Source organism: Shewanella gelidimarina, assembly GCF_023283945.1.
GTDB classification, from domain to species: Bacteria; Pseudomonadota; Gammaproteobacteria; order Enterobacterales; family Shewanellaceae; genus Shewanella; species Shewanella gelidimarina.
In genome coordinates this window covers 13341-27385 of sequence record NZ_JAKIKW010000024.1, presented here as the reverse complement: position 1 = coordinate 27385, position 14045 = coordinate 13341, and the positions used below count along the sequence as shown (strand labels likewise).

The 14045-nt window shown below is 40.9% G+C and carries 9 protein-coding genes; 3 read left to right on the top strand and 6 right to left on the bottom strand.

The features are described from left to right. Positions 1-53: 53 nt before the first annotated feature. The 6 genes from L2729_RS17715 to dinG all read right to left on the bottom strand — a co-directional run bounded on the left by L2729_RS17715 (position 54) and on the right by dinG (position 5534). A complete protein-coding gene (locus L2729_RS17715) occupies positions 54-320 on the bottom strand; it encodes a late competence development ComFB family protein (RefSeq protein ID WP_248989456.1) in 267 nt (88 codons plus the stop codon). A 65-nt stretch (positions 321-385) separates the two neighbouring features. Then, the gene (locus L2729_RS17710) at positions 386-1294 is read right to left on the bottom strand and encodes a histone deacetylase family protein (RefSeq protein WP_248989455.1); all 909 of its coding nucleotides are present in this window, start codon (positions 1292-1294) and stop codon (positions 386-388) included. Between the two features lie 12 nt (positions 1295-1306). Then, the gene (locus tag L2729_RS17705) at positions 1307-2011 is read right to left on the bottom strand and encodes a DUF2057 domain-containing protein (RefSeq protein ID WP_248989454.1); all 705 of its coding nucleotides are present in this window, start codon (positions 2009-2011) and stop codon (positions 1307-1309) included. Positions 2012-2020: 9 nt separating this feature from the next. Then, entirely contained in the window at positions 2021-2683 is a 663-nt protein-coding gene (locus tag L2729_RS17700; protein WP_248989453.1) for a primosomal replication protein, read from the bottom strand. Next, the gene (locus L2729_RS17695) at positions 2680-3453 is read right to left on the bottom strand and encodes a sulfite exporter TauE/SafE family protein (protein ID WP_248989452.1); all 774 of its coding nucleotides are present in this window, start codon (positions 3451-3453) and stop codon (positions 2680-2682) included. Before L2729_RS17695 ends, L2729_RS17700 begins: the two co-directional genes overlap by 4 nt. Before the next feature lie 8 nt (positions 3454-3461). Beyond that, a complete protein-coding gene (dinG, locus tag L2729_RS17690) occupies positions 3462-5534 on the bottom strand; it encodes an ATP-dependent DNA helicase DinG (protein ID WP_248989485.1) in 2073 nt (690 codons plus the stop codon). Positions 5535-5635: 101 nt separating this feature from the next. On the opposite strand from dinG, the gene L2729_RS17685 reads away from it, so the two are divergent. The 3 genes from L2729_RS17685 to L2729_RS17675 all read left to right on the top strand — a co-directional run bounded on the left by L2729_RS17685 (position 5636) and on the right by L2729_RS17675 (position 13476). Then, positions 5636-8020 (top strand): DNA polymerase II, encoded by a 2385-nt coding sequence (locus L2729_RS17685; RefSeq protein WP_248989451.1) that lies wholly within the window; start codon positions 5636-5638, stop codon positions 8018-8020. A 232-nt stretch (positions 8021-8252) separates the two neighbouring features. After that, on the top strand, positions 8253-9458 hold the full coding sequence (locus L2729_RS17680) for a porin (RefSeq protein WP_248989450.1): 1206 nt from the start codon (positions 8253-8255) through the stop codon (positions 9456-9458). A gap of 1168 nt (positions 9459-10626) precedes the next feature. Further along, a complete protein-coding gene (locus L2729_RS17675; RefSeq protein ID WP_248989449.1) occupies positions 10627-13476 on the top strand; it encodes a TonB-dependent receptor domain-containing protein in 2850 nt (949 codons plus the stop codon). Positions 13477-14045: the final 569 nt, after the last annotated feature.

The window sequence follows — 14045 nt, the reverse complement described above, 5'->3', positions numbered from 1 at the left end:
GCTGAAGCTTTAGGAGAAAACCTGCAATCATATTGTTTGCTTTCCCTTTTTGTTTAACCTTCTTTCTTTTGATTTTCTTTTAAATATGCTCTGGATTTTTCGAGTGCTTGTTGGATCTCGGATTTCATTTGTTGAAGTTCTGCGTAATTTTCAAAAAAATGGGTATCAACTAAATTCCTTATGTAGCGAGTGGGTAGTTGATTGAGAGTAATACAGCATAGATCAGCAAGGTAGTCTTCGGGTAACTCGTCTAACAAACCTTCATCTGAAAGCAGCTCAAGTAAAAGAACTTCATAGTAATTTCTAATTTCTAGTTGCATACACTTCTCCTTGAATAGTCTCTGTATATGATGTCGTCAACCTAATGAGACTGGATTTTATAAGTTTATTCGCACCACACTTTATTGGCGGCTAAAAACAGTTGGCTATGTCGAATGTTCAGCAAGTCCTTATCGTTACTGTATCCCCCTCCAATAACACAAGCAATGGGTATTTCAGCTGACTTCGCTTGTTGTATAACATCCTCATCTCGCGTAAATATCCCAGTGGTACTGATATCAAGATAGCCCAGATTGTCATCGATGTGAATATCGACGCCTGCATCGTAAATGATAAGATCAGGTTGATGCAGGCGAATAAGATAAGCGAGGGCTTGTTGCACCGTTTCTAAGTACTGTTTATCAGTGGTTCCCCGTGGCAGCTCAATATCATAATCCGATTGCTGCTTTCGGGCGGGAAAATTCTGTTGGCAATGGATAGAGCAAGTAATAATATCGTCAAAAGCGGTCGTGATTGTCGCGGTACCGTCACCTTGATGTACGTCGCAATCGAAAATTAAAACAGTTTCAATATTAGGCTGCTTTAATGTTTGCAGCGCAGCGTAGCTCATATCATTAAAGATACAAAAACCACTTCCGAATTGATGGTGAGCGTGATGATAACCACCACTTAAGTGGATAGCACAGCCGTACTCAATCGCTTTTAAACACGTCAGTTCAGTCCCTGCAACAGAGTAGAGTACTCTTTCAACCAGCGTCTCACTCCAAGGAAAGCCAATTCGACGCATTGACTTAGCGTCAAGTGTTCCTGCAATAAATTTGCGGACATAATTGGGACAGTGAATACTGGCTAATTGTGTTTGAGTGACTTTTTCTGATGCAAAAAATTGCGTTTGTGAAGCTATTTTCTGTTCGAGTAAGTATTGGTATAAATAACGATATTTTGTCGACGGAAAGCGGTGCTTGGAAGGTAACGCCAGCTTGGAATAGCTGGCGTGATATATGAGGGGGATCATACTCTAAGATACTTAAAGTTGCTTTATTGCCCAGCCCATAAATTCTTTACGTGTTTTCTCATCTGCGTGTAACCACCAGTACTGCAGCATCTGTTCAGCTTTTGCGGCATCATCAGCAGTTGTTACTGTTTGAGTCGCTGTAACGGCTGTGGCTGCGACAATAGGAGAAGGTTTACTTACTGGAGCCGTAGGTACAGCTGAAGTTGCAGCTACGCCTGCAACGGCGCCAGTAGCAACAGCAGCTTCTACATCAACATCTGTTGCAGTGTTGCCGCTAAATAGACGCGAAACAAAAGATTCTTCAGCGATATTAGTCTGAGCAACTTGGTAATCAACGACCTTGTTATCTTGTCGAGTGATGACGACTTGAGGAGCCTTAGCAAATTTAGTGGGATGCTTTACAAAATCACCGTCAGCGGGCTTCATGTGGTACTCATAGTCACCATCCACTTTAAGGGTGATGATAAAAGGAGAAGACTTTATATTGGTTTCGCTATCACTAAAATCATCTTCGACAAGATCATTGTATCGAACGGCAATCTTGTGGGTACCATTGCTGAGTTCGAGTTCAGACTTATGATTAAATAAACTGGTTTCAACTTCCTGTCCATCAAGCGCGATATATTCAAATGACATTGGAATATTCAAATTTGCAGCAAATGCTGCAGAGGAACCACATAAAGCGAGAATAGCGGTTATTGGTAGTAGCGGTTTCATTATTGCTCCTTAACGATTTTGGCCCTTGAAAGGTCGCTCGAATAATTGGATACGATCTTCAATGTAGCTGGTGGCTTGTCGACACTTGCCGAGGCGAGAGTGTTGAGCAAGGATCTCATTCTGTAGCTTTATTTTGTCAGCACTATGACAGTTATCAAGAGAAGATTGCAAATTTTCAATTTTTTGTTCAATAATCTTAGCCCAGTTCAAATGTTTGTTAAGTTCTTCATACAGTTGATGGCTATTTTGCATAACATTTGATGCGATCCAGCTAAAGCCGCTTTGCTGGTGAGCTCGAGCTCCACGCTTTATTGCATGCGCTCGTCGAGTGCGTTTTTGCTGCTCTAGCGACTTAATATTAATACCGGTTGTAGCAAGTGCTCTGCGAACGGCACTAAAGCGGTCTTGTATTTTTTCACAGCTAGATATAATAGTGTAAGGAGAGCGCTTAGCATTGATGAGTTGTTGTAGCTGAGCGACATTTTTTGAAAGCTGATCGATACAAGGTTTAAGTTGAGCGCCTTCTTGCACAAATAACTCATTATTAAAACGCTCAACGTCTTGCATCATTTTTCGCTGCCCAGCGGGCAAGTGAGCATCGTGTTGCAACACCTCTTGTTCTAGCTGCTTTAGTTGGTATTTAAGTCGATTGATGAGTTCGCTGGTTGTCATGCCCATGCACTCCAGGCCAATTGTGCTGCGATTAATAGAATCATGGTGACGAAAATAGGGCGAATGAACGGCAGTCCAAACTTAATGGCTGAATGTGCGCCAATATAAGAACCAATCATCATACAAATCCCCATAGCGAGGCCTATGGTCAAATGAACTTGACCCATGACCAAAAATATAATGAGCGATGTTAAATTGCTGGTAAAGGTCATTGCACGAGCAAGCCCTAAGCTATAAAGCAAAGGAAGTTTATGCATACCTGTGCTGGTGACCGTCCAGAATGCACCAATGCCAGGTCCTGCAAAGCCGTCGTAAAACCCGAGAGGTAAGCCTTGCAACCATTGCATTCTTTTACGCTTAGGTTTAACGGGTATATCACAGTTTTTACAGCCCATGGCATTAGGCTGAAACAGAGTGTAAATAGCGATGGTAATAATAATTAACGGTAACCATTTTTCTAGCCACTGGTTATCGATAATCGAAACCACAAATGTGCCGATAACTGCGCCAATGAAAGTGGCGATAAAAGTGTGATACCACAAGCTAGGAGAGAATAATCTTTGCTTATAATAAGTAAATGCCGCCATAGATGAGCCAAAACAGGCTGCCAATTTATTGGTGGCAAGTGCCATGTGAGGAGGGATCCCCATGGCTAATAATGCAGGGATAGAAAGAAGTCCGCCGCCGCCAGCTACAGCGTCGATAAAGCCTGCAATTAAGCCTATCAATGCCAACAAAGCCCAGCTACTTGGCTCTAGTAATAAATCCAATCGTTGTCCTATTCAATAACGCGTCGAAAAGGTGGTAGGGCATCTAATAATGATTTTCCATAGCGCTTGGTGACTAAGCGTCTATCTAAGATGGAAATCCGGCCATAATCCTGTTCTTTTCGAAGTAATCTACCACAACTCTGCACCAATTTGCGCGAAGCATCTGGGATTGTCAGTTGTAAAAAGGGGTTTCCACCCTTTATTTTAATATATTCTGAATGAGCTTGCTCAACCGGTGACGTTGGCACTGCAAAAGGTAACTTAGTAATGATGAGATTAGTTAAATAATCACCGGGTAAGTCGAGGCCTTCTGAAAAACTGCCAGTACCAAAAATAATACTGGGTTTGCCATCATCGCAGCGTTGTTTATGTTGCTTTAGGATCTCTTGTCTTGGCAACACGCCTTGGACCAGTAATCCTGTTTTTATTTTACTTTCAACAAGGTCTACGACTTTTTCCATTTGCCAATAAGAGGCAAATAGCACCAAACTGGCCATTTCATCTTCAACGAGTGCGATGATCTGCTTAGCTAACTCATCGGTATAGTTGTCATGTGTTGGCTCTGTATCCATATGGGGTAAGAATAACGTCGCGTTTTGCTCAAAATCAAATGGTGAGTCGAGTGCAAGATAGCGACTGCCATCGTTTATGGATAAGCCCACTTGATGAGTAAAGTGATTAAAGTTATTGAGCGCTCTGAGTGTGGCACTACAAAGCACCACACCCGCCGCCTTTTCCCAGAGTAAATTCTCTAGCATAAAGCCGACTTCGATCGGTGAGACACTGAATAAGTAATCAGCCTGCTTACCTGTGAGTTGTTCAATCCAGCGTGCCATTGGCGCACCTTTAGGGTTATCTTGCTTAGCCATCATTTTCCATAGCTTTTGCAAGTTTTCAATGCGCTGCAGCATAAAGCCTGTTTCTGACAGTAGTGCTTCAGATTGGTGTTTGGGAATATCACCATCTTTTATTGCTTCATTGAGCAAGGCCAACATTTTGTTGAACTGTTTCAATGCCACATTGGAAGCTGTAGCGAGGTTTTCGGCAAGAATAAGCAGTGCTGGTGGTAATTTACCGTGTTCGAAACGAAAGCGGTTTTCTGGGTTATCAAATTGGTTAGCTTGGGCATCACAAAAGTGAGCCACTTGGTTGAGTAGTCCGCTAATATCGCCAACATGGTCGAGCATCGCCTGTGCAGGCGCAATGATATAATTGCTCTTAATCTGGTTTTGCAGTTTTGAGGTTGTTTTGGTGAGTTTTTCAAGCCAATCAGTCGCCCCACGGATGGTGGATTGAGCGCTACTAAAGTCACGAGCGACAATGGGCAGATGGTGTGCTTCATCGATGACATAATAAAGATCAGCAGGATCGGGCAGAATGACTCCACCGCCCAATTCCAAGTCGGCAAATAGCAGACTATGGTTGGCGATTAACACGTCCCAAGTATCGAGATCTTCTCTGGCTTTATGAAAAGGGCAATTTCGATGACTGGCCAATTGCTTATGACAGCTATGTTTATCACAGGCAATCTGTTGCCATAAGTGATCCGGCAGTGGTTGGGTTAATGTATCGCGCTCACCATTCCAGCGAGACTCTTTATAGTCCTTTAGCAGTCCCTTTAACATATCAACCTGGCTTTGATCTGGCTTTGATTGCCACATTGCCATTTGATTACTGTCTTCAGGACCAACAAGCATCTCTAACTTAGATAAACACACATAGCGTTGTCGTCCTTTGACTAAGCCAAAGGTAAAATCTAGTCCGGAGTGCTGCAGAAAAAAGGGCAGATCTTTATGCAGTAATTGTTCTTGCAATGCGACGGTTGCAGTCGCGATACAGACCTTTTTTTTATTTGCTAACGCTAAAGGAATGGTTCCCAAAATATAGGCCAGTGATTTACCAATACCAGTACCTGCTTCAACCACGATGATGCGTCGCTGTTTATCATATTCACCCGCAAGGGTTTTTGATATTTCCGCAACAATATAATTTTGCTCTCGACGAGAGCGAAAATTGGGCAGAGCTGAAGCAATACCTTTATATATAGTACGGATCTGAGTTTTAACGTCTGCGGATAACATGAATGCACTGGTCCAGTAAATAATGCTGTACATAATAACAGTGATTACATAGCCTAAGAAGTGTTAAGTGATTATTCGTGAATTTATTTGAGTAAACAGCCATGACCCCAACAACCAATGTGCTTCAGACAATAAAGGGGCGTGTGCTAACCCGCCATGCAATACATCGACAAGATGGACTGTGCCTACAGTACTTTATTGCTACACAATCTGGACCGGTAACCGTTGAGCTTCCGCAGCAAGAGCATGTATGTTTTATTCGTACGATTGATGAAAACATTATTAATCAACATCAAGATTTAAAGCACATTCGTCGTAAGCGGCTAACGCTTAAAAGTTTCCAAAATGAAGACGTCACTGCGCTGTATACCCGAGATCTGAGACATCAGCGCAACCTAATACGGATTGCGAAAGATCAAGGTATTGAACTCTTTGAAAGTGATATTAAAGCTGAACATCGATATTTAATCGAACGATTTATTGCTCTTGATGCTGAATTTAGTGGTCATTTTGAACCTGTGGTACAGGGAGCCCAGCCACGTTTTATCGCTAATAAAGCCAGACGAACAGAGGCTGTACAACCGCTTAAAGCCATTTCACTCGATTTTGAATGTAGTTTTAGTGGGGAACTCTATTCTGTTGGTTTATACGGTCAAACAGAAACCGGTGTAGTGTTTGAAAAAGTGATTATGGTGGGTGATCCACAACCGGTTGAGGTTGATTATATTCAGTGGGTTGAAAACGAACCCGCACTCATTCACCAGTTGATTGCTTGGTTTGCAGATTACGACCCCGACATTATCATTGGTTGGGCGGTGGTGACTTTTGATTTAGCCCTTTTATATCGGCGCGCGAAACACCATGGTATTTCGCTGACTATTGGGCGCAACAACCAACATTTGGGCTGGAAAGTCGATGATAAATATAGGCCAGAGACACTGCGATTACCTGGAAGAGTGGTACTCGATGGTATTGATTGGTTGAAAGCGGCATTTTATCAGTTTGATCGTTATTCACTTGAGTTTGTGTCGAGAGCATTGTTGGATGAAGGTAAAGCTATCCACAATGTGGGTAACAGAATGGATGAAATTAATGATCTGTTTGCCAACGACAAGCCCGCTTTGGCGCACTATAACCTCACTGATAGTCGTCTAGTCTGGGATATATTTGAAAAAACACAGCTGTTTGAATTTGCTGTAGAGCGAGCAAAATTGACGGGTCTTGAGCTTGGACGCGTGGGGGCATCTGTAGCGGCATTTATGAATTTGTATTTACCGCACCTGCACCGAAGTGGTTATATCGCTCCGAGTGCACCCGCCAGCGATGGCATTGAGAGTCCCGGTGGCTATGTGATGGATTCCGTTCCAGGCCTATATCGACATATTCTGGTGTTAGATTTTAAGAGCCTTTATCCATCCATCATTCGAACATTTCTAATTGATCCTAAAGGGTTAGTTGAATCATTACATCAACAAGAGTCTGACACCGTAGCGGGCTATTTAGGGGCAAGGTTTAGTCGGAAGGAACCCATTTTACCTCGATTAATTAAGCACCTTTCTGAACAACGAGAGTTGGCTAAAACTAACCACAATGCGCCGCTTTCTCAAGCAATAAAAATTATCATGAATTCGCTATATGGTGTGCTTGGCTCTCGAGGTTGTGTTTTTCATGACGCTAAGCTCGCGAGTTCAATTACCATGCGTGGCCATGAAATAATGAAGCAAACGCGCAGCTGGATAGAGGAGGCAGGCTTTGAAGTCATTTATGGCGACACCGATTCTACCTTTGTCTGGTTAGGTAATGATTTTGATGAAAGTAAAGTGCAGGCCACTGGTAAGGAACTTGCTGCAAAAATAAATCAACTATGGTTACAGCGACTCACTGATAAATTCGGTATTGATAGTTTCTTAGAGCTAGAGTTTGAGACTCACTTTGAACAGTTTTTTATGCCAACGCTCCGCGGTTCTGCCGAAGGTTCAAAAAAACGTTACGTCGGCACAAAGAAAGATGGGCTTGGAAAAACAACATTAGTGTTCAAAGGAATGGAACAAGTACGTAGTGATTGGTCGCCGCTGGCGAGAAGAGTACAGTATGAACTCTATGAACGGTTATTTAACCAGCAAGATATCGAAGAGTATTTAAAGCTGACTATCATTCAGTTAAACAGTGGTGCCTTGGCTGAAGAACTTGTTTTTGTTAAAAACTTACGCCGAAACCTTGAAGATTATACTGCAAAGTCATCTCCGCATTTAAAAGCGGCAAGAATACTCTTTGAAGCAACCGGTGATCAAAGTGTCACCAAGAAAGGGGCAAGAATTGAGTACGTAATGACAACGTCAGGCGCCGAACCACTATCTCATCAAAAATCCCCCATTGACATTGATTACTACATTGACCGCCAATTAGGGCCTATTGCTGAGCCCATACTTTCAATAATGAATAAAAGTTTCAGTAAAGTTACATCAAATCAAATGACGTTAATTTAAGCAATGCCATATTAACGCCTTGCTATCTTTATGTTAACAATTGGTTCGATCCCTCGGCTGTTATAGGCTTGTCAGTTAATTTGGTGCAAAATATGGCTATTTATGTGATGTTCGTCTTTGAGTGATTGCTAATATTTTGCTAACCTCGTCTGCAAATAGGATAGAAAGAAAACAACGGAATGGAAATATATTGAATGAAGCAGACTGAACATAATTAAAGGTTAGGCAGAAGATGAAAAAGACTTTAGTAGCATCGGCATTAGCCGCAGTAATTTTTGTACCCTCAGTATCAGCAATCGAAGTTTATAAAGATGATAAAAACGCAGTAGAAATTGGTGGTTGGATTGATGCTCGAGTGATCAATACACAGGGTGCTACAGAAGTCGAGAATGGTTCGTCGCGTATTAATTTTGGTTTTACCCGTAATATGGGCGATGGCTGGAAAACATTTGCAAAGATAGAGTGGGGCGTTAACCTAGTTGGTAATAGTTCAATTACAAACTCTAGCGGTACTTATTCTAATGAATTCACATCAGAGAGTAACGACTTCCTAAGCACTCGTTTAGGTTACGTTGGACTTGCTCATGATACTTATGGTTCATTAACCATTGGTAAGCAATGGGGCGCTTGGTATGACGTTGTTTACAATACCAACCTCGTTAACACTTGGGATGGTAATGCCTCTGGTACTTACACACTCAATAAAGCGGACGGCGCTATTAATGGTACCGGTCGTGGTGACAAAACGGTTCAGTACCGTAATGCATTTGGTGATTTTAGCTTCGCAGTTCAAGCACAGCTAAAGCAAGACAGCTTCGATTTGTATGAAAGCGATAACTTCCCAGGATTCATTGACGCTGCTGCGGTTGCCAATAATAACCCGATAGCGACGGTTCAGTACGACAACACTTACGGTGCTTCTGCAACTTATAATGTGTCAGATGATCTAGTCATCACCGCGGGTGCTAACGTAGGTCAGTTTGATGCTGACTACCAGTCAGGAAAGTCTGTCAGTGAAACTGATTTGATCTTTGGCGCGGGTGCGACTTGGGGTGAGTTCAATGGCAAAGGCTTTTACGGCGCAGTCAACGTAAACAAGCAAGAGTTCCACGATACTGATAACTTGAACCGTTATATCCCTGAAGCATGGGGTATGGAATCTCTGTTCTCTTATAAGTTTGATAATGGTCTTCGTCCTCTTGTTGGCTACAACATCTTAGAAGCCGGTGATGAATACGGCGATGCTTACAATGGCGATGTGTTCAAACGTCAGTTCTTGCTTGTTGGTTTACATTACGTTTGGGATGACAACACTATGTTGTATCTTGAAGGTCGTAAAGACTTCAGTGATTTCACCAGTTCAGACAAAGCACAACAAGCAGCGATGGAATTCTCGGAAGACGACGGGATCTCAATCGGTATTAGATATTACATGTAATAGCTAATCGGTCATTACCCTGGATTACCTAAGGTAATGATGATTAAAAAAGCCAGTAGCTTAACGCTGCTGGCTTTTTTTGTTTCAAATCGACTTGTTAACAAATAGTGCTGATAAGAGTTTCAATTGACTACGATGGCTGCTTATTACTATTTAGGCGCTATAAGTAACGAGTGCAACCCTCATAATTAGCACTATCACTGTATTTTATCTCTTGTCTGTTTTTAGTCTCTATCGATGACCAAATCTCCTAAAATGCATGATTCGGCTTTTATCTAACATAAAAAGGTAGAGCTGAGGCTTTTACCCATACTGTGAAATCAAATCGTTATCGACAAAGATGTTTGATGCAATCCCTCTCCCTTATCACCTCAAAACTAAAGTTCTTAACTAGGCCAATGGTCTGGGAAAAATAATTATTCTAAGAAAGTCACAAATAGCTATTTTGATACAGCAGTGACTCAATAGAGAGTTTTTCACTGTAAAGGCATAAGTGTATTGTTTGAAAATCAATCAAGAGCCATTTTTTGTTAATTATTTGAATATTTATTCAACTCAGATAGGTTTTTTTAACTTTTATCAGTTAATACAACTGCTTATTATTTTTGTGTGCGTCATATCTCTTACAATGTAGTTGTAAAAATAAACTTACAACATAGGTCTTCATGATCAATTTTCTTTAGACTAACTTATGGTTTTAAGAACATATCATCAATAAATATCAGACATTCTATCGGCTAAATTGCCATGGCGAGTAGCTATTCTGATGAGTGAAATTCAGTTTAAACGTTAAATAATAATACGTCTATGAAATGCTGTATGAATAAAATAGCGCTTATTAACAGTGGCTTGCGGTGATTTTTGTGTTGTTTTTTTACTTGTTGATATTTGATTGTGATTTTTTTGCTAGCACTTCCCCCTTACACATTTGTAAAAATTATTTTTAGGGAACTTAATTTTTTTAATCTCTAATGATCCACAACTCCTTGCTCTAAGCCTTGATGGCTAAGTTGTAGCCAATCGATGTCACAATTGTTGTAAAAATGTTTCCAATGTGTTTTTATTCGTGTGCAAATGAAACCAAATGTAAATTTTGCGTGTCATTGTTGTTAGTTCGCGTAAAAAATAAAACAATAAAACAATAAAAGAAAGTTCAGGGAGATCGACAATGTATAAGAATAACTTACTTGCTAACTCAGTGCGTTTAGCACTTGTTAGTGGTGCTATGGCAGCCGCTTTTACTGCACCAGCAGCATTCGCAGCAGACGAAGAAAAAGTAGAAAGAATTGAAGTTACAGGTTCACGCATTAAGCGTACTGATTTAGAAACATCTTCACCAATGACAACGATTACCGCTGAACAGATGGCTGTTCAAGGTATTCAGGATGTTGGTCAATTCCTTCAAAACAGTGCTGTTATGTCAGGTTCACCTGCTATGACAACAACTAACAATGGCGGTAATGGTGGAACGTTCGTAGAGCTTCGTGGTCTAGGTTCTTCTCGTACCTTGGTATTGGTCAACGGTCGTCGTCCAGTATCTTCTGACTTCCAGTCAATTCCGAGTTCGATGATTGAACGTATTGAAGTATTGAAAGATGGTGCTTCAGCTACATACGGTGCTGATGCAGTAGCAGGCGTAGTGAACATTATTACTCGTCGTGATTTTGAAGGTATTGAAATTACGCTTCAAAACAGCAACTCTTTTGATGTTGATGCAAACAATCAAAACAGCTTCAGCTTAGTGGCTGGTAAAGCATTTGATGATGGTCATTTTACCGTTGGTGTTGATTACGTTAAGCAAGATGAAGTTTACCAGGGCGATACAGATGTCGATTTCTTAAATAACCCTTGGGTTGTTTATGGTGAAGCTGCAGAAGCATCGTTCTACAAGAACGGTCTTATTGGCGAAGGTCCTGATGCTAACTCTTATTTCTTAGGTAGTGGTTCTACTCCTTGTGGCCAGTATTACCTTGCTTCAGGTCCAAACCAGACCAACGGTAAGTGTGACGGTGGTATTGCTCAACTAGGTGATATGCGTGAGTTTACTGATGCTGACACTTACAATTACAACCCTGTAAACTACTTACAAACTCCTTACGAGAAGTTGAACTTTTTCGCTGAAGGTCATTTTGATTTTAACGATAATGTTTCAGTTTATTCAGAAACACGTATTAACCACCGCAAATCTCGTCAAGAGCTAGCAGCTGTTCCGTACGATACCAATTATGACCCTGCTTACAAGGGTACTACTCCAGACGGAACTGAGTTTAACGGTGTATCAAAAGATAACTACTACAATCCATTTGGTGAAGATGTACTTCGTTCACGTCGTCGTATGTTAGAAGGCGGACGTAGTTTTGAGCAAGATGTAACACGATTCCAGCAAGTTATCGGTTTTGAAGGTGATATCGGTGAAAACTATTATTACGACGTAAACTATAACTATGGCCACAGCTCTATAGCTTCTACCGATTTCGGTCAGCTATATGGTCCAAACCTATCAAAAGCAATGGGTCCTTCGTTTGAAGATGCTGACGGCAATATCGTTTGTGGTACTGTTGATGCGCCTATAGCAGATTGTGTATCAATGAATGTATTTGGCGGACCAGGTTCAGTAACTCAAGAGATGCTTGATTATACTTCTGCTCCATTGGCTGATACTGATACTTACACTCTACAAACAGTTACTGCATTTATTGGTGGTGATTTGTTTGAAGCACCAGCTGGTAGCATTTCTGGTGGTGTTGGTTACGAATACCGTAAAGAAGAACTTAACGCAGTCAGAGACTCTGGTAAGTTCATGGGTGAAGTAACTGGTAACAAGAGTAAAGGTACTTCAGGTTCGTTGGAAGTTAACAGCTTATTTGGTGAGTTCGTTCTTCCAGTACTTTCTGATTTGCCTGGTATTGAACGTTTAGATTTGAAAGCTGGCGTTCGTTGGGATGATTTCGATGCATTTGATGCAGCGACTACTTATCAGTTAGGCTTAGAGTGGGGCATTATGGATGGGCTACTATTCCGTAGTACATACGGTACAGTATTCCGTGCTCCTGGAATTGACTCTTTATATTCACCAGAAAGTGATACATTCTCAACAGCTATTGACCCATGTGGTTCAGGTAACTGGGGTAAGCTAGACGGTACTCAACAGGGTAACTGTATGGCTGATGGTGTACCATCAGGTGGTAGTAACAACAATGATCAACAACAGTTAGCGCAAGCTGGTGGTAACCCACTTCTTCAACCAGAAGAAGGTGATACATTTACGGTTGGTATCGCTTACTCTCCAAACTTTATCGATGGTCTTGGTGTTACTGTAGATTATTGGGCAATTGAGCTTGAAGATGTAATTGATTCAATTGGTGCAGCTGACTCTTTGAATGGTTGTTATTTAGGTGGTGTTGCAACGTTATGTAACAACGTTGAGCGTTCTAATGGCGAAATCTCATATATCAACGAGAAGCTTGTTAACCTAAGTCGTATGACTGCCAAAGGTATGGATGTTGAAGCTAACTACGCGTTAGAAGCGTTGGCTGGTGACTTTGCATTTAACCTTTCTTGGACGCATTTCCTAGAACGTAAAAATCAGGTTTATAACTCAGATACTAACTTGTTCGAAATGGAAGACCTAAACGGTCGCTTTGAGAATGATACAAGTTATGCAACTGATAAACTTAACTTCACAGCGGGTTATACGTGGGAAGATTTGTCTATCAACTACAACATGAACTACCTCTCTGGACTTGAGTATGATGATCTAACATATTGGGGTACTACTCCAAATGATCCTGCTGACCCAAGTAAAGGTAATCACCAGTACACAGTTGATTCATTTGTATATCATGACGTAACAGTTGCTTATAACTTTGATTTCGGAACTAAGTTCAGCGTGGGTGTTACTAACATCAGTGATGAACAACCTCCTTTCATCGAGACTGCAAATAATGGTAGCACCGATGAAAGTACTTATCGTTTATTCGGACGTAGTTACTTTGTTCGTATTAGCCAAAAGTTCTAAATCTAATATATAAAATTAATTAAGCTTTAAACGTAAAACCGCCAATCTAAGCATTGGCGGTTTTTTTATGTTTGAAGATCTCATAGGTTAAATGGGTCGTTGATGTAGGTTTAATTAGCTTTTTTTTTGCTAAGCGTGAAGTTTTTAGCTGGTCAATACATCTAATTTAACCTTCCAAGGAGTGTTGATTTTATAAGTAAGTGTACGAAAATCATGCAAGCGCAAAAGATATGACTAGAGAAGCTGTTTGATGACAAATTATAGTAATTTGCTTTCTCGACTGATTAGGTTAAATATTTGTTAAATGATTGGGTTCGTTTTTAAATTTAACAAAGTAGATTGTTATCAGATGTTTAGGTGTGTATTTTGTGGTTTTTCTATCTTCTATAAATCGTTGATAAATTCAAATTGGATGGAAAAATATGCCTTCTGCTTGTTTTCTATCCTCAAAGCTCGGTTTGTAGCAGTTTTAGGACATTTCAAATGTTGACACAGGTCAACATTTTGTGGAATGATGCTAGCGGGTCTACACCCTCGAAGGTGTAGTAAAGGGAAGATAATAATTAACA